This window comes from Teichococcus vastitatis (assembly GCF_003604215.1).
Taxonomy (GTDB): Bacteria; Pseudomonadota; Alphaproteobacteria; order Acetobacterales; family Acetobacteraceae; genus Pseudoroseomonas; species Pseudoroseomonas vastitatis.
In genome coordinates this window covers 123,067-143,785 of record NZ_QXGS01000009.1, presented here as the reverse complement: position 1 = coordinate 143,785, position 20,719 = coordinate 123,067, and the positions used below count along the sequence as shown (strand labels likewise).

Sequence of the window (20,719 nt, the reverse complement as noted above, 5' to 3'; positions counted from 1 at the left end):
GGCAGCGTGCCCGGATGGTGTCCGGCCGACGCAGCAGCGCCACGGCGTTCGAACTCAAAGGGCGCGGCCCTTGGCGATGGCGAGCTCCGCCGCGTCCGGCACTGCCTCGGTGAAGTAGCCGGCCGCCTTTTTGGCATCCATCTCCACCTGCGCATCAGCGGGAATCAGCGCGTCCGGGATCGGGACGCGGGATATCACCTCGATGCCGCTCTCGATGATCGGTGCGAATTTCATGTTGCTCATGGACACCAGGCGATCGATGCGGGTGATGCCGAGCCAGTGCAGCACGTCCGGCATCAGTTCCTGGAAACGCATGTCCTGCACGCCGGCGACACATTCGGTGCGCTGGAAATACTGGTCCGCGCGGTCGCCACCTTCCTGCCGCTTGCGGGCGTTGTAGACCAGGAATTTGGTCACCTCGCCCAGCGCGCGGCCTTCCTTGCGGTTATAGACGATGACGCCGACGCCACCTTCCTGCGCCATGCCGATGCAGGCCTCGATGCCGTGCGCCAGATAAGGACGGCAGGTGCAGATGTCGGAGCCGAACACGTCGGAGCCGTTGCACTCGTCATGGATGCGGCAGGCCACCTGGGTGTGCGGCAGGCCGAGCTTCGAGGGCTCTCCGAACAGGTACACCGTCATGCCGCCGATCGGCGGCAGAAAGACGCGGAGGTCGGGCCGGGTCACCAGCTCGGGGAACATGCCGCCGGTCTGCTCGAACAGGTCGCGGCGCAACTCCGTCTCGCCGATGCCGAAGCGGGCGGCGACGCCGGGCAGGAACCAGACCGGCTCAATGGCGATCTTGGTGACGCGCACGTCGCCATTGCCCAGCAGCACCTCGCCATCCGGCAGAAGGCGGCCGTCGCGCATCGCCTGCATCAGCTCGGGCATGTTGATGTGGGCGCGGGTCACGGCGATGCTCGGGCGGATGTCCTGCCCGGCGGCCATGGCGTCGGCGAACACCTCGGGCACCAGATGGCCCCAGGGGTCGAGCGAGACGATCTTGCCCGGGTCGCCCCAGGCCGGAAATGGCCCGACCGGCACGGCCGGGCGGGTGTTGCGGAAATCCGGGCGGTGATCGGCGCGCAACTGCCCGGAGGCGACGGCCAGGGCGCGGTACAGGGCATAGGAGCCGGCATGGGTGCCGATGGCGTTGCGCGCGGCCGGGTCGGCCAGGGTGGCGATCACCGGGCCGCGCGCCAGCGGATCGGCGGCGCCCCAGGCGAGGGGCGGCGTGGCGGCGGGGCGGCGCTGCGGGTGGGAGGTCAGGATGATGGGCTTCGGGACGATGCCCTTGCCGTCGCGCAGTCGGTTCAAACCGGTCATTCGTCGCGGCTCCACCTCGGAAGGCCGCGTCTTGGAAGCGCGGCAAGCTGACGCTAGAAGAAGTCTGACCGAACGGTCAAGAATGGCGATCTGCGCATCGCCTTGCTTTCCAGAAGCTTCATGGAGTGCCTCATGCCGCAGGACACGGCAGATCCGGTCGGGGGCCGTGCTTGGCAGCGGCGGAAGCGTCTTGATCACATTCTGGCCACCGCGGAACGCGTCTTCGCCGAAGCGGGCTTCGAGGGCGCCAGCATGGCGGAGCTTGCCGCCGCGTCCGGGCTGCCCAAGGCCAACCTGCATTACTATTTCGGCACCAAGGAAGCGCTGTACACGGCGCTGCTGGACAGCATCCTCGATCTCTGGCTGTCGGCCACCGACAGCATCCGGCCGGAGGCGGATCCGGCGCAGGCGCTGGAAGCCTATATCCGCACCAAGATGCTGTGGTCCCGCAGCCGCCCCTTCGCTTCCAAGGTGTTCGCCAACGAGGTGCTGCATGGCGCGACCCATCTGCGGAGCTATCTCGCCGGGCCGCTGCGGACCCTGGTGCAGGAGAAATCCCGCGTGGTGCAGGGCTGGATCGATGCCGGCCGCATGCAGGCGATCGATCCGCCGCACCTGTTCTTCGCGATCTGGGCCATGACCCAGACTTATGCGGATTTCTCCGTGCAGATCGGCGCCGTGCTGAACCGGCCCGAACTGTTGCCGGAGGATCATGCCGCCGGAACCGACACCATCCTCCAACTGGTGCTGCGCGGCTGCGGGCTGGAGCCACAGGAACCACTTCCCGTCGCCGAGGCGGGCCGAGCCGCCGTTGCGCCGCCCCGGAGGCGGCGGCGCGGCTGAGCCCCGGGGAGGCCCGGGGGGAGGGTCAGGCGACGGCGTGCGCCGTCGGCACCGTTCGTCGCGGGGAACGCATCACCTCACGGGCCTCCGCCAGCAGCGCTTCGGCGACGCGCTGCCGCGTCGTGCCGTCGGTCACCGCGAAGGGATAGACGATGCAGAGGGACAGGTCCTCGTCCCGCGTCGGCCCTTCCACCGCCACGGCAACGCTGCCGGTTCCAGCATCCGCCTCGTTCGCCGCCGTGGCGTAGCCGGCGCGGCGGACCTCGGCCAGGCGACGCAGCAATTCCTCCTGGCTATGCAGCGCCTCGCGGCTGGCATGCAGCAGCGGCTCGGGACACAGCCGTCGCACCTCCGCGTCGCTCAGCCGCGCCAGAAGCGCCCGGCCCGAGGCCGCGGCGAAGGCGGGTAGCCTCCGCCCGACCATCATGCCGAGGCGCAGCATGCGCGGCCCTTCCTGATGATGGATCAGCCCGATCACGTCGGCGCCGTCACGGGTGCTGACGTAGCCGCCATGCCCGAAGCGCCGGCACACCCGGCTCACCGCTGCATGGGCGCGGCCAACCAGCGCCGTGTCGCGGCGATAGGCCTGGCCCAACTCGAACATCAGGATGCCGGGACGGTAGCCGCGGCGGTCCGGCAGGTTCTCCAGCAGGCCGGCATCGCGCATGCCGCGCAGCAGCCGCGAAACATTGCTTTTGGGCAGGTCGAGCAGCTCGGCCACCTCGGTGACGGTCAGGGCCTGGCGACCCGGCGAGAAGCAGCGCAACACCTGGCCGGCATTGGACAAGGTGGTCATGGTTGTTCCGCGAACAGCAACAGGAGGAAGCAGCAGCGGCACGATACGGCCGTTCGGTCAGGCGCGGAAGCCGATCCGCCGGCCGAATCCACGCTTCCCGGGCGGCCCGGATGGCGTGTTGCCCAACTGGGCGCCAGCCGCCGGGAGGCTTGCCGCTGGCTTGTGCAGACGCATAACAGGAAAACTTGCAACCGCGACGCTTCCGGCCGATTGCAGCCATCGAGCTATGTTCTGGAGGATGCGCCATGCGCCTGGGCGATCGCGAGAGCCGCAACATCGAAGACCGCCGCGGCATGGGCCGGATGGGTGGACGCGGCGGCGGCATCGCTGTGGGCGGCCTGGGCGGCGTCGCCGTCGTGCTGATCTGCCTGTTCCTCGGGGTGGATCCCTCCATGATCCTGGGCGATGGCAGCGGGGAAGCGCCGCAGACGCAGCAAAGCCAGCAGACCCGGCAGGCCGGCACGCCCGGCGGCGAGGACTCCGGGCGCCGCTTCGTGGCCCAGGTGCTGGGCGATACCGAGCAGGTCTGGAATGCCGAGTTCCAGAAGCTGGGCCGGCAATACCAGGAGCCGGCGCTGGTGCTCTATACCGGGGCCACCTCCTCCGGCTGCGGCGCGGCACAATCGCAGGTCGGGCCGTTCTACTGCCCGTCCGACCAGCGCGTGTACATCGACCTCGACTTCATGGCGCAGCTGCAGCAACGGCTGGGCGCCACGGGCGATTTCGCCGCCGCCTACATCATCGCGCACGAGGTCGGGCACCATGTGCAGAATCAGCTCGGCATTCTCGACCTGACGCGCCGGCTGCAGCAGCAGGCGCAGGACCAGGCACAGGCCAACGGCATCCAGGTGCGGGTGGAGTTGCAGGCCGACTGCCTCGCCGGGTTGTGGGCACGGCAGGCGCAGGAGGCGCGCAGTATCCTGGAGCGCGGCGACATCGAAGAAGGGCTGAACGCCGCCGCCGCCGTGGGCGATGACCGGCTGCAGCGCCGCTCCCAGGGGCAGGTGCAGCCGGAAAGCTTCACCCATGGCTCCTCGGCGGAACGGATGCGCTGGTTCCGCACCGGCCTGGAGCGCGGCGAACTGGCGGCCTGCGACACCTTCGCCGGGCTGCGCTGAACCGCCGCCGCAGGCGCTGCCCACGTCCCCGTCTTTGGCTATGATCGAGGCATGAACGCCGCTGATCCGCTCGCCGAGCCTTCCCTGGTCCTCAGCATGGGGGAACCCGCCGGCATCGGCGGCGAGATCGCCGTCAAGGCGTGGCGATCCTTGCGGCAGGGTGGGCCGGTGTTCACGTTTCTGGGTGACCCGGCGCTGCTGGGCGGGGAGCCTTGGCGGGCGGTGTCTGGTCCGGAACAGGCGGCCTTGGTGTTTCGCGACGCGCTGCCGGTGATGCCGCTGCAACTTCCGGTGCCGACGCGCCCCGGCCGGCCTGACGGACGCAACGCATCGGCGGTGATCGAGGCGATCGAGCGGGGCGTGGCGCTGTGCCGCGCTGGGCGCGCCGGCGGCCTGGTGACCAACCCCATCCAGAAGGCGACGCTGACCGGGACCGGATTCCGCCATCCCGGCCACACCGAGTTCCTGGCCGAACTGGCACCGGGGGCGGGGCCGCCGGTGATGCTGCTGGCGGCGGCCGGGCTGCGCACCGTGCCGGTGACCATTCACTGCTCGCTGCGCCAGGCGCTGGAGCGGCTAAACACCGACCTGATCCTGCGCATCGCTCGGGCCGCCGCCGCCGGGCTGCAGCAGGATTTCGGCATCGTCCGGCCGCGCCTCGCCCTGGCCGGGCTGAATCCACATGCCGGCGAGGACGGCACCATGGGCACCGAGGAGCGCGACATCATCGCGCCCGCCATCGCCCGGTTGCGGCGCGAGGGCATCGAGGCCAGCGGCCCCTACCCGGCCGACACCCTGTTCACCCCCGAGGCCCGCGCGCGCTATGACGTGGCCCTCGGCATGTATCATGACCAGGCGCTGATCCCGGTGAAGACGCTGGACATGTCCGGGGGAGTCAACGTGACGCTCGGGCTTTCGGTGGTGCGCACCAGCCCGGACCACGGCACCGCGCTCGACATCGCCGGAACCGGACAGGCCGATCCCGGCAGCCTGGTGGCCGCGCTGCGGCTCGCCGCCGAGCTGGCCGCGCATCGCCGCCGCAACCGCGCCACGCCGCATCCGCCCCAGGAGCCGACATGACACCGCCCCCGCCCCCGCTGCGTCTTTCGGTTAATGTCGACCATGTGGCCACCCTGCGCAACGCGCGCGGCGGCCAGTTTCCCGATCCGCTGGAGGCGGCGCGGCTCTGCCTGCAGGCCGGTGCGGACGGCATCACCATTCACCTGCGCGAGGACCGGCGACACATCCGCGATGACGACCTGCGGCGCATCGGCGCCGAGCCTGGCTTGCGGCTGAATTTCGAGATGGCGGCCACGGAGGAGATGGTGGGGCTGGCCACCACGCTGCGCCCCGCCGCCTGCTGCCTGGTGCCGGAAAAGCGGGCCGAGCTGACCACGGAAGGCGGGCTGGACGTCCGGGGCGCCGGCGGCTTCCTGGGTGAGGCCATCGGCCGGTTGGCTGCCGCCGGCATCGAGGTGTCGGTCTTTGTTGAAGCCGACCCGGCGCAGATCGAGGCCGCGGCCGTGCTCGGGGCCCAGGCGGTGGAGCTGCACACCGGCCGCTATGCCGAGGCTTCGCCGGCGGATCGCCCACCGCTGCTGGCCCACCTGCGCGACGGAGCCCGTGCGGCCGAGGCCGCCGGCCTGTTCTGCCATGCGGGGCACGGGCTGGACTTCACCACGGTGCGGGACCTCGCTGCCCTGCCGCAGGTGGTGGAGGTGAGCATCGGCCATTTCCTGATCAGTCAGGCAGTGTTCGAGGGGCTGCCTTCGGCTGTGCAGCGGATGCGTGAGGCGATCCGAATAGGCCGGGCGAGCATTAATTCCTAGGCACACGCATTCCGATCACGACCTAGAGAACGACAACTATTGCGGGTGTTTTTCGTTTACAGTTCGGTCAGAAAGATCACTGCGCCCAGACGGCACAAAGGTTTGCCGGGTTCTGGTCACTGGTGAGCCCCTTGCCCAAAGGGGCAAAGGTGCGTGCGAGGAGACGAGGCTTGGCGCAGATGCCCGATCGGCGCAGTCAGGCCAATGGGACTGGAAGCGGTTTCAGGCAGGCCGCCGGCAGGCTCGGGCGGCGTTTGCGCCGCTTCTGTTGGCCAGCCGAAGCGCCGCTCGCCGTCCACCTTTCGCTGCTCTGCGGAGCCCTGCTGCTGCCGGTGCTGTTGCTCACGGCCGGGTTGACCTTCGCTTATGCGGAAGCGCGCCGCGACGCATTGCGAGATCTCGCCCTGCAACATGCCGGCAGCATCCAGCGGGCGCTGGAGCAGGAGATCAGCAGCCGCGCGATGCTGCTGCAGATGCTGGCGGCGACGCCGCTGCTGCAGGATCTCGGCAGCACCGAGTTGCAGGCCGCCGCAATGCGCGCAGGCGTGCTGCTGCAGGGGCAGATCACGGTGCGCGAGGCCGAGGAAACGCTGGTTGCCGGCTGGTCCGAGCTCAACCTCGATTCGCGGGAAGAACTGGCCGCGCGGCGGTTGCTGGCACCGGTGCTGTCGGACCTGATGGCGCCCGAGGACTCCCCCGGCGGCTATGTGCTGCGGCTCACCGTGCCGGTGGTGCATGATGGCTCCCTGTCGCAGGTGCTCAGCCTGACTATGAGCCCCCAGGTGGTTCAGCGACAGCTTGCCGAGGCCGGTCTGCCAAAGGGCTGGGTGGCCGTGGTGGTAGACAGCAACCGGCGCGTCATCGCCCGGTCGGCAGCATCGGAACAGCTGATCGGCCGAAGGATTTCGGAAGCGGCTCAACGGGCCACCGCTGCTCCCGCGGGCTGGTGGACCACCCGCAGCCTCACCGGAGAGGAGGTGACGCTGGCGCATGTGCAGGCGGCGGGCCTGGGCTGGCGCGTCGGCGTGATGGTGCCAACCCGCATCGCCGAGGCGCCGCTGCGCCGCTCCCTGGCGGGCTTCGGCATCGGCGCGGCGGCAATGGCGACACTGGCGCTCGGCCTCGCCTATCTGTTCGCGCGGCGCATCGCCCGCCCGGTGCACAAGGCGGCCTGGGCCGCGCGCCAATTGGCCCAGGGCGAGCGCCCGCCGCCGGTCGACACCCCGGTGCGCGAATTGTCTGAGGTCGGCACTGCGCTGACCGAGGCGGCGCCCAGCCTGGAAGCGCGCGGCCGCGATCTCGTGGCCAGCGAGGCGAGGCTGACCCGCGCCGTTGGCGCAGCGCGCATGGCAACCTGGGAATGGGACTGCGCCACGGACACCCTGAGCGGCTCGGCGGGGCATGAGGCACTGTACAACGTGGCGCCCGGCAGCATCGCCTCCTTCGCCGGGGCGATGCAGGCAATCCTGCCGGAAGACCGCGCCACGGTGCGGGCCGCGGCGGAAGCGGCGTTCGATCCCGCCGGCAGCGGCCGGTACGAGGCGCAGTTCCGGGTGCTGGATCCCGCTGGCGGCGAGCGCTGGCTGCAAAGCCAGGGGGCGGTGGTGCAGCGCCGGCCAGATGGCCATCCGCTCCGGGTGAGCGGCGTAGTGATGGACGTGACCCAGGCGCAGCATGCCGCGGAGCGCGAGCGGCGCCTCACCCGGGAGGTCGATCACCGGGCGCGCAACATCCTGACGGTGGTGCAGTCGGTGCTGCGGATGAGCCGCGGCGACGACACGGAAGCCTTCCTGGACTCCGTGAAGGGACGGGTGGACGTGCTGGCCCGCGCCCATACCCTGCTGTCGCGCAACCGGTGGAACGGCGCGGACCTGCATGAGCTGGTGAAGGATGCGCTGGTGCCGCAGAGCATCGCCGCCTCTGTCATGTTGAACGGCCCGCCCATCGCGCTGGCGATGACTGCGGTGCAGCCGCTGGCCCAGGTGCTGCACGAGGTGGTCGTGAATGCACGACGCCACGGGGCATTGTCCGTGCCCGGCGGACAGGCCTCGCTGCGCTGGCAGCGCGAGGGCGGCGAGCTGGTGCTGCACTGGCAGGAGAGTGGCGGGCCGCCGGTCCAAGGCGCGCCGCGGCCCGGCTTCGGCCTGCGGGTGCTGGAGAACACCACGCGCTGGCAGCTCGCCGGCACGGTGGAGATGCACTGGGAGCGTGGCGGGCTGGCCTGCGACCTGCGGCTGCCGGAGCGGACGATGCGGCACCGGGACATCTGCCCGCCGCCGCCGGTCCCGGCCTGGCCGCTGCAGCCGCCGCCGAAGGCCGGACCGCCGCCCCTGCCGGAGCGGGGACAGCGGCCCTAGACTGGAGCGCAGCCGGGCGGACGTGCCAGGCAGCGCGCCGGGAGATCGCCCTGGCCGCGGCTCCGCAGGCCCACCAGGGTGAACGGAAGCCGCCTCAGAGCGGCTTCAGCCCGGCCTCTATCTCCGCCCGGCGCGATTCGAGGAAGGGCGGCAGGGCGAGGCGCTCGCCCAACGCCTCCCTGGGTTCGTCGGCGTCGAAGCCGGGGCCGTCGGTGGCGATCTCGAACAGGATGCCGCCCGGCTCCCGCACATAGAGCGAGCGAAAGTAGTAGCGGTCCACCGGGCCGCTGGAGCGCAGCCGGAACTGGTTGAAGCGATCCGCCCAGGCGCCGTAGTCCTCGTCCGGGATGCGGAAGGCGACGTGGTGGACGCTGCCGGCACCGGGCCGGTGCGGCGCCAGATGCGGCTCGACGCGGACATGCAGCTCGGCCGAGGGGCCGCCCTCGCCCATCTCGTAGACCTGGACCTGAACCGGCGCCGGTCCCAAGGCCTCGTAGGTGCGGCCGCGGCGCATCGCCATCACCTCGGTCGCGAAGGCGTCCGTGCGGCGAAGGTCAGGCACGCTCATGGTGATCGGGCCGAGGCCGCGGATCTGCATTGCCGCCGGCACCGGGCTGCGCATCCAGGGATGGGCCGGGCCGGCGCCGCCATCATCCACCAGCGCGAGGCGCTGGCCTTCCGGGTCCTCGAACTCCAAGGTCAGCCGGCCATCCACGCTGCGCACCGGCTGCGCCGCGACGCCATGCTCGGCCAGCCGCGCCGCCCAGTGCTCCAGCGCCTCGCGGCCGGCGACGCGCAGGCCGGTGCGGGTGACGCTGTGGGTGCCCCGCGTTTCGCGCTCCACCGGCCAATCGAAGAAGGTCAAGTCGGTGCCGGGACTGGCCTCACCATCCGCGTAGAACAGGTGGTAGGCGCTGGTGTCGTCCTGGTTCACCGTCTTCTTCACCAGCCGCATGCCGAGCACGCGGGTGTAGAAATCGTGATTGCCGCTGGCATCCGCCGTCACGGCGGTGAGATGGTGGATTCCGTGCAACTGCATCGCTGCCTCCTGTTGCCATGCGGCCGCGCGAAAGAGCGGGTGCTCTTTCGCGCTGCGCGCTCATCCGCGGCCCTTGACAAGGGCGGCGGTGATCTCGGCCACGTGGCGTCCCTGGAACTTCGCCATCTCCAGCTCATCGGTCGAAGGCTGGCGGGAGCCGTCGCCATTGGCGATGGTGGTGGCGCCATACGGGGTGCCGCCATTAACGGTGCTGATGTCGGTCAGCCGCGTCTCGGAATAGGGCAGGCCAACGATGACCATGCCGAAATGCATCAGGTTGACAATGGTGGAGGTGATGGTGGTCTCCTGGCCGCCATGCTGGCTGGCGGTCGAGGAGAACACCGAGCCCACCTTGCCCACCAGCTTGTTCTGGAACCACAAGCCGCCTGTCTGGTCGAGGAAGCTGGCCATCTGCGAGGTCATGCGGCCGTAGCGCGTTGGCGTGCCGATGATGATGGCGTCGTAGTCCGGCAGTTCCTGTACCGTCGCGATCGGCGCCGCCTGGTCGAGCTTGAAATGGGCGGCCCGGGCAACTTCCAGCGGCGCCGTCTCGGGCACCCGCTTCACCACCACCTCGGCGCCGGGCACGGCGCGGGCACCCTCTGCCACGGCGTTCGCCATGGTCTCGATATGGCCGTAGGAGGAATAGTAGAGAACGAGGATCTTGGTCACGCGTGGGCTCCTGGATCTGCGGGGCGGTTCAACTGCGGATAAGGTGCGTTCTTCCCGCGGGATCGACAACCACTTGCGGGGAAACGGAGCGTTCGCTAATCGCGAACGATGCGGCCGGACCCGGAAGCCCTGGCAACCTTTGTGCAGGTGGTGGACAGCGGCAGCGTCACCGCCGCGGCGGCGCGTCTCGGCCTCGCCAAATCAGCGGTCAGCAAGCGCGTGGCTCAGCTGGAAGCCCAGTTGGCCACCCAGTTGCTGCACCGCGCGCCGCGGCATGTCTCGCCCACGGACAGCGGCGCGCTGCTCTACGAGCGGGCCCGCGCCCTGCTGGCGCAGCTCGACAGCGTTGCCGACGAGCTGCTGGCCCGCAGCGGGGCGCTGCAGGGCGCGGTGCGGCTGGCGGCGCCGTTGTCCTTCGGCATCCGCTATCTCGGGCCGATGATCACCGACTTTATGCGGCGCTACGAGGGCATCGAGGTCACACTGGACCTCGACGATCGGCATGTGGAGCTGATGTCGGGCGGCTATGACCTGGCGCTGCGCAGCGGGCGGCTCGGCGATTCCGACCTGCGCGCCCGCCGCCTCGGCACCAGCCGCCGGGCCCTGTGCTGCAGCCCTGGCTACGCCGAGCGCCGCGGCCTGCCGGACCGCCTGGAAGCGCTGCATGCGCATTCCTGCCTGGGCTACACCAACACCACCGCCGGGCATCTCTGGCGCTTCCGGCGTGCCGGAAGCCGCGAGGAACGCTCGCTCACCCTGCGCGGCAGGCTGGCGGCCAACAGCGGCGAGGCCCTGCTACAGGCGGCCTGCGCGGGCCTGGGGCTGGTGGTGCTGCCGACCTTTCTGGTTTCGGACGCGGTGCATGCCGGCACTCTGCGCCCGGTGCCGCTGCCGGGCTGGGAACCGGTGCCGGATAGCATCCAGCTGATCTATCCCCCGACCCCGTCGCTGCCGCTCAAAACCAGGGCGCTGATCGAGCACCTGGCCGAGCGCATCCGAGAACCCTTCGGCTGGGATGCGCCATTCGCCCCTTTTCAGGAGGCCGCCGGAGGGCTGTAACGGCGGTCCTTCCCTTCCGCGCAAAGGAGTTGGTCGATGCCCGAGACCCCGCACCCCCTCGACCCCGAGGTGCTCGCCGCCCAGGCGCTGATGCGCGAGGCCGGGGTTGCCAATGGCGACATCCTGAATCCGGATCTGGCCGCCGCGCGCGCCGCCACGGCGCGCTTCCAGGCCTTTCTGAACCAGGGCGGCCCGGAGGTGACGTCGAGCGAGCACCACATCGATGCCACCCCGCCGCTGCGCCTCCGGCTGTACCGGCCCGCAGGCGCGGAAGGTCCGCTGCCGGTCTATCTGCACATCCATGGCGGCGGCTTCGGCTTCGGCGGGCTCGATACGCTGGATCGCTGGAAGCGCGAGATCGCCGCCGAGGCCGGCATCGCCGTGGCCGGCCTGGACTACGCGCTGGCACCGGAACATCCCTTCCCGGCCGCCATCGGGCAGGTGATGGCCGCGCTGCGCTGGCTGCGCGAGGATGCGGCCGCGCTGGGCATCGATGGCGACCGGCTGGCGATCGGCGGCGATTCGGCCGGTGGCAACCTGGCCCTCGGCGCGCTGCTGCGGCTGCGCGATGCGGGGGCGCCCATGCCGCGGCTCGGGGCGATCATCTACGGCATGCTGTCCACGCGGCACGACACATCCTCGCACCAGCGGTTCGGCGGCGGCGAGTACGGCCTGTCCACCGCGAAGCTGGAACGGTTCTGGAACAACTACCTGCCCGATCCCGCCCTGCGCGAGGCGCCGGAGGCGGCGCCGCTGCACGCCGATCTGGCGGACCTGCCGCCCCTGCTGCTGCAGGCGGCGGCGCTGGACCCGCTGCTGGACGATTCGCTGACGCTCGACCAGCGGCTGGAGGCGGCGGAGGTGCCGCACGCCCTCACCGTCTATGAGGGCGTGCCGCATGGTTTCATCGCGCAGACCGGCTTCCTGTCCAAGGCCCGCGCAGCGCGGGTGGAGCTAACGGCGGCGCTGCTGCGCGCGCTGCGCTGACGCGTCAGCGCAGCGCCTGCTCCAGGTCGGCCAGGATGTCGGCGGGATCTTCCAGCCCGACCGAGAGCCGGAAGGTGCCCTCTCCCGTCCAGGCCCGGTAGGCGGCAGCCTGCGCCCCCTCCAGCCCGAAGGAGGAGCGCAGGATGTCATCCGTCGGGATGTGGAACAGCAGGCTCTGCGTCTTGCCGAGCGACACGGCGTAGGTCACCACCCGCAGCCGCGCCGCCAACTGCCGCGCCAGCGCCTTGTCGTCATCCGCCGCGAAGCACACCATGCCGGAGAAGTTACGCATTTGCCGCCGCGCCAGCTCATGCTGCGGGTGGCTCGGCAGGCCGGGCCAGTAGACGCGTCGCAGACGGGGATGCGCTTGCAGGTAGCGCGCCACCTCCCCCGCATTGTGCTGGTGCAGCGCCATGCGCGCCGGCAGGGTTTCCAGGCCGCGCAGGATCAGCCAGGCCGCGAAGGGGCTGATCGCGCCGCCGACATGGATCAGCGCTTCCCGCCGCAGGGCGGCGACGGCATCAGCGCGGCCGATCACCGCACCGCCCAGCGCATCGCCGTGGCCGCAGGCATATTTGGTCAGTGAATGGACGACCCAGTCGGCGCCCAGCTCCAGCGGCCGCGTGGCCACCGGCGTCGCCATGGTCGAATCCACCGACAATTCGGCACCGCCGCGATGGGCGATCTCCGCGAGGGCGGCGATGTCGGCCAGGCGCAGGATCGGGTTGGCCGGAGTTTCGGCATGCACCAGCCGGGTTTCCGGCCGCATCGCCGCGGCCACGGCGCCAAGGTCCGACATGTCCACCGCGGTGACCAAGACACCGAAGCGGCACAGCGTTTCCCGCGCGAACTCGGCGACGCCGGCGTAGCAGACATCGCTGATCACCAGGTGTCCGCCGGCGCCGAGGCGGTGCAGCATCAGCCCCGATGCCGCCGCCATGCCGCTGGCGAAGGCGAGTCCCGCCTCGCCGCCTTCCAGCGCCGCCAGCCGCTGCTCCAGCAGCGCCACGGTGGGGTTGCCCCAGCGGGTGTAGAAGAGCGGCGCCTCCGCGCCCAGATCGGCCGCCGAGAAGCCCACCGCGTCGGGGTTGGTGTGGAAGCTGGTGGCGGCCACCAGGGACGGCGTCAGCGGCTCGCCGGGGCGGCGTTCGGGCGCGGCGGCGTGAATGGCCTGGGTGGCTTGGCGCATGGTGCTTCTCCTCTGCGGCCGCGGGGCGGCGTCAGCTCCGGGCCGGCTTGTGGCCGTGCGATACGTCCGGCGTGCCGCGGAACAAGGACATGTGGGTGTGGGTGGCGACCCAGGGATCGCCCACGGCCTCGCGCGCCAGGGACACGGTGGTGCGGCCGCGCCGGTCGAACGGGCTGCCATCCGGCGCGTAGCCGGTCGAGTCCCAGATGCCGAGGCCCACGGCGAACAGACGGTCCGGCGAGACCAACGCCTTCACCTCCTCCAGCCGGAAGATGAAGCCGTCAATGGTGCCCCAAACCCTGCGCCACTGGTTCTGCTCGGTGTGCTCGCGCCCGTACACGAAGTCGCTGAAGGTGCCGAAGGCCAGAAAATCCTCGGCGAACAAGGGCCGGGCGGCGACGAAATCGACGGCACGGACATGCGCAGACAGGTCGCGGAACCAGGCCACCACCTTTGCATGGTCTTCGGGATCAACGGGCGCGGCGGCCTGGATGCTCATGCGGAACTCCTGTTACGGCGGAGGGGACGATTTTGCGGCTTGCCGCCGGGGGGCATCGGCCGATCATGCACGCAGTGCAGACCGGAACAAGGATGCCCCGCATGATCGCCGCCGATGTCGCCGCCCGCATCACCGCCGAGGTCGATCGCGCTTTCGAGGCGCAGCTCCGCACCACGCTGGAGTTCTCCGCCCTTCCCAGCACGCGCGGTGCCGAAGGCCCGGCGCAGGACATGATGGCCGGCCTGCTGCGCGGGCGCGGCTACGAGGTCGATGACTGGCGCATCGACATGGCCGAGCTGGTGCCGCTGCCCGATTGCGGCGTCATCGCGCATGATTTCAGCCGCGCCCGCAGCGTGGTCGGCACGCTGCGCCCAGCGCGCGAAACCGGCCGCTCGCTGATCCTGCAGGGGCATTGCGACGTGGTGCCGGCCGGGCCCCTCGACATGTGGCAGACGCCGCCCTTCCGCCCCGAGATCCGCGACGGCTGGATGTATGGCCGCGGTGCCGGCGACATGAAGGCCGGCACTATCGCCGCGCTGCATGCGGTGGATGCGATCCGCGCCGCCGGGCTGGCGCTGCGCGGACGGCTGCATTTCCAGTCGGTGATCGAGGAGGAGAGCACCGGCGTCGGCGCATTGTCCACCTTGCAGCGCGGCTACCGCGCCGATTGCGCCTTGCTGCCCGAACCCACCGGGTTGCGGTTCAACGGCGTCTGCGTCGGCGTGATCTGGTTCCGGCTGAAGGTGCGGGGGGAGCCCGTGCATGTGTCGCATGCCGGCGAAGGGTCCAACGCGATCAAGGCAGCCTATCACCTGATCCAGGAACTGGAACAGCTCGAGGCGGAATGGAACCGCCGCGCCGCGAGCGACCCGCATTACGCCGCGGTTTCGCATCCGCTGAACTTCAATCCCGGCATCATCCATGGTGGCGACTGGGCGTCCTCCGTGCCCGCCTGGTGCGAGGTCGATTGCCGGATCGCCGTGCTGCCCGGCTGGGACGTGGCGGCATGCCAGGCGGAGATCCTGGACTGTGTGGCCCGCGCCGCACGCGGCCATGCCTTCCTCGCCAACAACCCGCCGGAGGTGGAATGGACCGGCTACCTGTCGCACGGATACGCGCTAGAGCCCGACAGCCCTGCGGAGGCGGTGATGCGCGCGGCGCATGAGGCGGTGTGCGGCGAGCCGATGCAGCAGCGCGTCTCCACCGCCTTGAATGACGCGAGGTTCTACACCTTGTATTATGGCATTCCGGCCTTCTGCTACGGGCCGCTGGCCGAGAAGGTGCATTCCTTCAACGAGCGCGTCAGCCTTGATTCGATCCGTGCGACGACCAAGGCCATCGCGCTGTTCGCAGCCGATTGGTGCGGCGTCGAGGAACCGGGCTGAGCGTCCGTCACTGCGGCTCGAACTTAGCGAGCCGCAGCAGCGCGGCATTGCGCTCCAGATCGGAGGCGATGAACCGCTCGACCTCCACGAGACTTTCGCGCACGGGCTCGAAGCCCTGCTCGGCGAGGCGGTGCAGGATGGCCGGCTGGTGCAGCCCTTCCACGATGGCGGCGTTGAGCCGGGCGGCGACCTCCTCCGGCACGCCGCGCGGCGCCCAGACGCCGTACCAGGATTCAAAGGCGAAGCCGGGCAGGCCGGATTCCGCCAGGGTTGGCAGTTCCGGCGCCAGCGTGCTGCGGCTGGCGGTCGCAATACCGAGGCCCCGGACCTGCCCGCCGCGGATCATCGGCAGCGTCGCCAAGACCGGGTCGAACATCAGCGGCACGTTGCCGGCCGCCACATCGGTGAGTGCCGGGGCGGAGCCGCGATACGGCACCACTTCGATCTGGGTTCCCGCCAGGCGGTTGAACTCGATGGAGGCCAGATGGCCGGCGGCGCCGAGGGAGGAGGTGGCGAAGGACCACCGTGCCGGATCGGCCTTGGCCGCGGCGATCACCTCCGCGACGCTGTTCTCCGGCCGCCGCTTGTCCAGCACCAGCACGCAGGGCCCGCGCGCCGTGCGGGCGATGGGCCGGAAGTCGGCGACCGGGTCATAGGGCACGGACCGCATCACCTGCCGCGCCATCGGGTGGATCGAGGCGGAGCCCATGAGGGTGTAGCCATCCGCCGGCGCCTGGAGCACCGCCTGCCCGCCCACCGTGCCGGAACCGCCGGAGCGGTTCTCTACCACCACCGTGACCCCAAGCCGCTCCTGCAGCACCTGGGCGGCGAGGCGCGCCATGGCATCGGTCGCGGCGCCCGGCGTGTAGGGCACCACCATGCGGATCGGCCGGGCCGGCCAGGCCGGCTGCGCCCGCACTGCCGGGCTGGCCAGCAACGCCGCGCCGGCGCCGAAGCGCAGCATCGCACGCCGTCGCAGCGATGGGCCTGCCATGTCCAGCACGGCCCCGCTACTCAATGCGTGCCTGCCGCGGCGTCGTGGCGGCGGGCCCGCTCGACCACCAGGCCTGCCACGCGCGCAGCCTCCGCCGGGCTGCTGAAGCGCGCGCCCTCCAGATCATCCACAACAGGGTCGATGGCCTTGAAATGCCAGCCCGAGGGACCGGCCACGGCCACGCCAACGAAGCGGCCGCCAATAGCAACGGGACGGGAAGCGATCATCGCGGAAAACTCCAGCGCCGGAGTATCCACCCGGCAGAATCGTTGAACCAACGGAAATGCTGTTGTGGACAGCGTCAACAGCAGCACATTCGGTTCGTGATCGGAGCATCCTGGCGCATCCCGCCCCTCACGGGAGCGGCGCCAGAGCGCTTTAGCATTTGGTGTCGCGGTGCAAGCTGCATGGGTCAAATCCCCGCGGAGTGGAAGGCCACTCGGTTGAACGGGGATAATCCACCATGGAACCGTGCGTTTTGCAATAAAATAACTGGGGTAGCAGGTGGTTTACCTTGCTGGTTCCACCGGCCGGGTTTCAGGCATCGCCAGCGCCGCCAGAAGGGTGCACAGCAGGCCAACACTGCCCAGCATGGCGAAGGCCATGGACGGGCTGCTCCATTCCGACACCAGCCCGGCAAGGCTGTTGCTGATGGTGGCACCGATGCCGACGCACAAGCCGAAGAAGCCCATGCAAAGGTTGAACCGGTTGGTGCCGCGCGTCAGGTCGGCGGCGAGCAGCGGCAGCATCACGTTCAGGGTGGCTGCGCTGAAGCCGTCGAGCGCCTGGATCAGCACCAGGGCATATGGCTGTTCCACCAGCGCCAACAGGGCGCCGCGCAAAGGCAGCATGCTGAAGCCCAGCACCAGCACCAGCCTGCGGCCGCGCTGCTGTGCCAATCGTCCCACCCAGGGCGAGATGCTCGCCACCACCAATTGCGGCACCACCAGGCAGGCCGCGATGATCAGATTGGCTTCCTCGCCGGTGACCCGCGTCACCGCGGCCCCCGCGAGCGGCAGCATCGCCGCGTTGGACAGGGTGAACAGCATGGCACAGGCGGCGAAGACCAGCACTCCGCGATCCGCCAGCAGGTCACGAAACCGCCCTTCGCGTGCCGCGGTCTGTGGCCGCACCACCCGCATGTCCTCGGCCCGGATGCGGCTGAGGGCCAGCAGGCTCGGCACGGTCAGTGCCGCGGTGAGCCAGAACACCGAGGCCGATGACAGATAGGTCCCGATCAGCCCCATCACCCCGGCCGCCACGGCGCCACCGAGCGAAGCATAACGGGCATTCCGCCCCAGCCGCTCGCCCAGCGCCTCCCGCCCCACCAGGGCCAGGCTGATCGCCGCAATGGAGGGGTTGAGGATGCAGCTGGCGAAGCCGTGCAGCACCTCGGAGGTCAGCACCGGAAGGCGTGACGGAAACGCCGCCAGCAACACCGCCGACAGGGCGATGGCCACCAGCGCCAGCAGCGCCATGCGCCGCTTGTCGTGCGCCGCATCCACCATCATGCCGGCGGGCACCTGACTCAGCATCGCGGTCAGAGTGCCCAGGCTGAGGGCGAAGCCGATCTGCACCTCACTCCAGGCCTGAGTGGTCAGGTAAACCGCCACGAACGGACCGAAGCCGGTCTGCACATCGGCGACAAAGAAATTCAGCCAGTCCAGGCTACGCTGGCTGCGGCGGGAAGGCTGCATCCGCCGCGTCAGCCCGGCGGCGCGGGCGTGGTCGCCAGCACCGCATCCTTGCCATCGCGATAATCGGGAAAGTTTTTGAGCTGGTCCCGGCTGAGCCCGAGCAAGATGCCGTTCTTGGTGAAACTCAGCACCGACCAGCTGACCGCCAGCCGCCGCTTGCCCACCCCCAGGAAGCCACCATAGTCAAGCACCGCGCCGACCGGCTTGCCGGCAGGATCGACCAGAACGTTGACGATCTGCCCGACCACGATGTCGCCCGGGTTCTTCACCTCATTGCCCAGAATCTTCACGAAGGCATCGACCGGCAGCGTATCGCGGCCCGCCGGCGGCACCTCATCCGGCGCCTCCTCGGACGAGGGTGCCGGGGCGGCCCCCAGCACCACCGCCATCAGGAGAGGCAGCCAGCAGACCCTGCCAGCCAGACGAATCGATGTGGACATCTGCAATCACTCCCGCTCGATGGAATGGCGCACGGCCTTTGCTGCGCTGCAAGGCCAGGGTTCTGCCGCAGAACGGTGGCCCGGCACCAGCCTAACGGCAAGGCCGCCTCAAGGTTGGCTCGCGGCCGAACAGCCGCCGCCGATGCCGCCCGGGCGCTGCGATGTTGCTGAACCGCCGCGGCGTTCCTGCCACAGCAAGGGATTTCCGCGACGGGGAGCCGCGCGGGGACTTCACGCCGGGCACCGGCTGTGCTTTGGCTACCGCACAGACTCCGAAAGGCGAGACCATGTCGAAGAAGTTCCTGGCCGATACGATCCAGAAGTCCATCGAGATCACCGGCGTCGGGGCCACCGCCCTGGCCGGCGATATCATCGAGGCCATCAAGGCGGAGATCGTGCAGACCGGCCGCTTCACCATTCCGGAGTTCGGCGCCTTCTCCGTGCGTGAAACACCGAAGCGCACCGCGATGAACCCGCGCACCGGCGAGAAGGTGGCGGTGAAGGCCGGCGCCACGGTTCGCTTCAAGCCGTCGCCGGCGCTGCGCGACGCCGCGCACGCTGCCCTGAAGAAGAGCAAGCGCAAGGCCGCCAAGGCAGGCTGAGCAGCCTGCGCAGCCGCCAGGCACCATGCCTGGCGGCTCAGCGCACCGGCAGCAGCAGGGCGAGCTGCTCGGCCAACTCGGCCTGCCGAAACGGCTTGCGCAGCAGCGGGTAGGTGGCCGGCCCGTTGCCGCCATCGGCATAGCCGCTGAGCAGCAGGATCGGCAGTGCGGGGCGCTGCGCCCTTACCTGATCCGCCAGCTTCCGCCCGTCCATGCCGGGCATCATCTGGTCGGTGATCAACAAATCGATGTCAGGCCGTGCTGCCAGCTGGGCCAGAGCGCCATCGGCATCCGTGACGCCCAGGCTGCGATGGCCCAGCGCGTCCAGAATGCCGACCGTCACGGCGCGCACCTCCGGATCGTCATCCACCACCAGCACCTGCAGCGGCCTCATGGGCCGTTCCTGCCCGTGCGGCGGCGCAGACGGTTTCTCCGCGGCGGATTGCGCGCGGGGCAGCAGCATCTCCACCGTGGTTCCGTGGCCCTCGCGACTGGTGATCAGGGTGGTGCCACCGGATTGCCGCGTCAGCCCGTACACCATCGAGAGGCCGAGCCCGGTGCCCCGCCCCACCGCCTTGGTGGTGAAGAATGGCTCGAAGGCCTGAGCCATCACCTCGGGCGGCATGCCGGAGCCGGTATCGGTCACCGCGATTCCGATGTAATCCCCTTCGGCCAGGTCCGGCATCTCGGCGCGGGACAGCCGCAGGTTGCGGGTCGAGACGGTGATCTGGCCGCCTTCCGGCATGGCATCGCGGCTGTTGATGCACAGGTTCAGCAAGGCCAGGCCCAGTTGCTCGGGGTCCACCAGCGCCGGATGCAGCCCGGCCGCGAGCTCCTGGCGCAGCACCACCTTGTCGCCCAGGCTGCGTAACAGCAGGTCCTCCATCTCGGACACCAGACGATTGATGTCGCTCGGGCGCAGCTGCAGCTGCCGCTTGCGGCTGAAACTCAGCAGGCGCTTTGTCAGTGCCGAGCCCCGCTCTGCCGCCGCCACGGCATTGCTGATCATGCGCGCCTGGCGCGGATGCGGCAGGTCGCTCGCGGCCAATAATTCCAGGCTGCCCAGGATGGCCGTCAGGAGATTGTTGAAGTCATGCGCCACGCCGCCGGCCATGGTGCCCAGCGCCTGCATCTTCTCCGCCTGGTGCAAGCGCTCCTCCAGCAGGCGCTGTTCGGTGATGTCGCGCTCGATGGTGGCCAGGCAAGTGACGTGGCCGTCAGCGCCACGGACCGGAATGCGCGCTACCCGGACCCAGCGCGTGGCACCGGCGGCATCCTGGCGCTGCTCCACCTGTTCCGTTTCATGGCCGTTGCGCAGTGCCGCGAGATCCTCCGCCGAGAGCGGCACCGTGAGCTGGGTCAGCGTCTCCGGCGTGCCGCCGAGCAGCGCCGCCTTGGCCTTGTTCATGCGGATGAAGCGGCCCTGCCAGTCCCGGAACGACATCGCATCGTTTGTCGTTTCCATCACGCCGCGCAGCAGGGACCGCTCCGTGTCCAGGGCACGGGCAAGCCGGAAACGTTGCACGGCGCTGCGGATCATGGTGAGCAGCGCCATGGGCTCCCACGGCTTCGGCGCATAGCCGGCGATGCGGCCGCGATTCACCGCTCCGATCACCGCCTCCAGATCGGCGTAGCCGGTCAGCAGCAGCGCCTCGGCCGCGCAGATCTCGCGCGCCTGGGACAGGAACACGTCACCCGTCATGCCCGGCATGCGCTGGTCGGAAACGATCACCTCCACCAGCGGCTCGCCGGGCAGCATCTGCAGCGCCTCGGCACCGGAACCGGCGGTGAGCACGTGGAACTCAGTCTCCAGAAGGTCCGACAGAGCCACCAGGATCTCGGCCTCATCGTCGACGAGCAAGAGCGTGGGGCGGGCCTCGGTCACGG

The 20,719-nt window shown here is 70.0% G+C and carries 20 protein-coding genes; 9 read left to right on the top strand and 11 right to left on the bottom strand.

The window, feature by feature from the left end:
* Positions 1-54 precede the first annotated feature (54 nt).
* Positions 55-1,326 carry a GTP cyclohydrolase II gene (locus D2K64_RS13565; protein WP_120008900.1) on the bottom strand — a complete coding sequence of 424 codons (1,272 nt, stop codon included), beginning with the start codon at positions 1,324-1,326 and terminating at the stop codon, positions 55-57.
* Positions 1,327-1,458: 132 nt separating this feature from the next.
* On the opposite strand from D2K64_RS13565, the gene D2K64_RS13560 reads away from it, so the two are divergent.
* A complete protein-coding gene (locus D2K64_RS13560; RefSeq protein ID WP_238384177.1) occupies positions 1,459-2,169 on the top strand; it encodes a TetR/AcrR family transcriptional regulator in 711 nt (236 codons plus the stop codon).
* Between the two features lie 25 nt (positions 2,170-2,194).
* On the opposite strand, the gene D2K64_RS13555 is transcribed toward D2K64_RS13560, so the two are convergent.
* Entirely contained in the window at positions 2,195-2,965 is a 771-nt protein-coding gene (locus D2K64_RS13555; RefSeq protein WP_120008898.1) for an IclR family transcriptional regulator, read from the bottom strand.
* A gap of 245 nt (positions 2,966-3,210) precedes the next feature.
* Between D2K64_RS13555 and ypfJ the strand changes: the two genes are divergently transcribed.
* From ypfJ to D2K64_RS13535, 4 genes are all read left to right on the top strand, one after another.
* Positions 3,211-4,083, top strand: a complete 873-nt coding sequence (ypfJ, locus tag D2K64_RS13550; protein WP_120008897.1) for a KPN_02809 family neutral zinc metallopeptidase — start codon at positions 3,211-3,213, stop codon at positions 4,081-4,083.
* A gap of 51 nt (positions 4,084-4,134) precedes the next feature.
* A complete protein-coding gene (gene pdxA, locus D2K64_RS13545) occupies positions 4,135-5,163 on the top strand; it encodes a 4-hydroxythreonine-4-phosphate dehydrogenase PdxA (protein ID WP_120008896.1) in 1,029 nt (342 codons plus the stop codon).
* The gene (locus D2K64_RS13540; RefSeq protein ID WP_120008895.1) at positions 5,160-5,912 is read left to right on the top strand and encodes a pyridoxine 5'-phosphate synthase; all 753 of its coding nucleotides are present in this window, start codon (positions 5,160-5,162) and stop codon (positions 5,910-5,912) included. The genes pdxA and D2K64_RS13540 overlap by 4 nt, the downstream gene beginning before the upstream one ends.
* Positions 5,913-6,244: 332 nt before the next feature.
* Positions 6,245-8,269, top strand: coding sequence for an HWE histidine kinase domain-containing protein (locus tag D2K64_RS13535; protein ID WP_238384176.1), 2,025 nt, complete (start codon positions 6,245-6,247; stop codon positions 8,267-8,269).
* 94 nt (positions 8,270-8,363) lie between these two features.
* Here D2K64_RS13535 and D2K64_RS13530 read toward each other — a convergent pair whose 3' ends face one another.
* Positions 8,364-9,308 (bottom strand): ring-cleaving dioxygenase, encoded by a 945-nt coding sequence (locus tag D2K64_RS13530; protein ID WP_120008893.1) that lies wholly within the window; start codon positions 9,306-9,308, stop codon positions 8,364-8,366.
* Positions 9,309-9,368: 60 nt separating this feature from the next.
* On the bottom strand, positions 9,369-9,980 hold the full coding sequence (wrbA, locus tag D2K64_RS13525) for an NAD(P)H:quinone oxidoreductase (protein ID WP_120008892.1): 612 nt from the start codon (positions 9,978-9,980) through the stop codon (positions 9,369-9,371).
* Between the two features lie 108 nt (positions 9,981-10,088).
* On the opposite strand from wrbA, the gene D2K64_RS13520 reads away from it, so the two are divergent.
* Together D2K64_RS13520 and D2K64_RS13515 are read left to right on the top strand one after the other, a co-directional pair.
* The gene (locus D2K64_RS13520; RefSeq protein ID WP_120008891.1) at positions 10,089-11,039 is read left to right on the top strand and encodes a LysR family transcriptional regulator; all 951 of its coding nucleotides are present in this window, start codon (positions 10,089-10,091) and stop codon (positions 11,037-11,039) included.
* A gap of 36 nt (positions 11,040-11,075) precedes the next feature.
* Positions 11,076-12,026, top strand: a complete 951-nt coding sequence (locus D2K64_RS13515) for an alpha/beta hydrolase fold domain-containing protein (RefSeq protein ID WP_120008890.1) — start codon at positions 11,076-11,078, stop codon at positions 12,024-12,026.
* Between the two features lie 4 nt (positions 12,027-12,030).
* Here the strand turns inward: D2K64_RS13515 and D2K64_RS13510 are convergent, their stop codons facing one another.
* Positions 12,031-13,215, bottom strand: a complete 1,185-nt coding sequence (locus tag D2K64_RS13510; RefSeq protein ID WP_120008889.1) for a trans-sulfuration enzyme family protein — start codon at positions 13,213-13,215, stop codon at positions 12,031-12,033.
* A gap of 31 nt (positions 13,216-13,246) precedes the next feature.
* A complete protein-coding gene (locus D2K64_RS13505) occupies positions 13,247-13,714 on the bottom strand; it encodes a YybH family protein (RefSeq protein WP_120008888.1) in 468 nt (155 codons plus the stop codon).
* 101 nt (positions 13,715-13,815) lie between these two features.
* On the opposite strand from D2K64_RS13505, the gene D2K64_RS13500 reads away from it, so the two are divergent.
* Complete coding sequence (locus D2K64_RS13500) at positions 13,816-15,099, top strand: ArgE/DapE family deacylase (RefSeq protein WP_120008887.1); 1,284 nt, start codon at positions 13,816-13,818, stop codon at positions 15,097-15,099.
* 7 nt (positions 15,100-15,106) lie between these two features.
* Here D2K64_RS13500 and D2K64_RS13495 read toward each other — a convergent pair whose 3' ends face one another.
* From D2K64_RS13495 to D2K64_RS13480, 4 genes are all read right to left on the bottom strand, one after another.
* Positions 15,107-16,093 (bottom strand): Bug family tripartite tricarboxylate transporter substrate binding protein, encoded by a 987-nt coding sequence (locus D2K64_RS13495; RefSeq protein WP_238384180.1) that lies wholly within the window; start codon positions 16,091-16,093, stop codon positions 15,107-15,109.
* Positions 16,094-16,113: 20 nt separating this feature from the next.
* Complete coding sequence (locus D2K64_RS13490; RefSeq protein WP_120008886.1) at positions 16,114-16,320, bottom strand: hypothetical protein; 207 nt, start codon at positions 16,318-16,320, stop codon at positions 16,114-16,116.
* 282 nt (positions 16,321-16,602) lie between these two features.
* Positions 16,603-17,790 carry an MFS transporter gene (locus D2K64_RS13485; protein ID WP_120008885.1) on the bottom strand — a complete coding sequence of 396 codons (1,188 nt, stop codon included), beginning with the start codon at positions 17,788-17,790 and terminating at the stop codon, positions 16,603-16,605.
* 8 nt (positions 17,791-17,798) lie between these two features.
* Positions 17,799-18,179: a PRC-barrel domain-containing protein gene (locus tag D2K64_RS13480; RefSeq protein WP_157985837.1), complete on the bottom strand. Its 381-nt coding sequence runs from the start codon at positions 18,177-18,179 to the stop codon at positions 17,799-17,801.
* A 338-nt stretch (positions 18,180-18,517) separates the two neighbouring features.
* Here D2K64_RS13480 and D2K64_RS13475 point away from each other — a divergent pair, with 338 nt between their 5' ends.
* The gene (locus D2K64_RS13475) at positions 18,518-18,832 is read left to right on the top strand and encodes an HU family DNA-binding protein (RefSeq protein WP_120008883.1); all 315 of its coding nucleotides are present in this window, start codon (positions 18,518-18,520) and stop codon (positions 18,830-18,832) included.
* Positions 18,833-18,869: 37 nt separating this feature from the next.
* Here the strand turns inward: D2K64_RS13475 and D2K64_RS13470 are convergent, their stop codons facing one another.
* Positions 18,870-20,717 carry a response regulator gene (locus D2K64_RS13470; protein ID WP_120008882.1) on the bottom strand — a complete coding sequence of 616 codons (1,848 nt, stop codon included), beginning with the start codon at positions 20,715-20,717 and terminating at the stop codon, positions 18,870-18,872.
* Between the last annotated feature and the right edge of the window lie 2 nt (positions 20,718-20,719).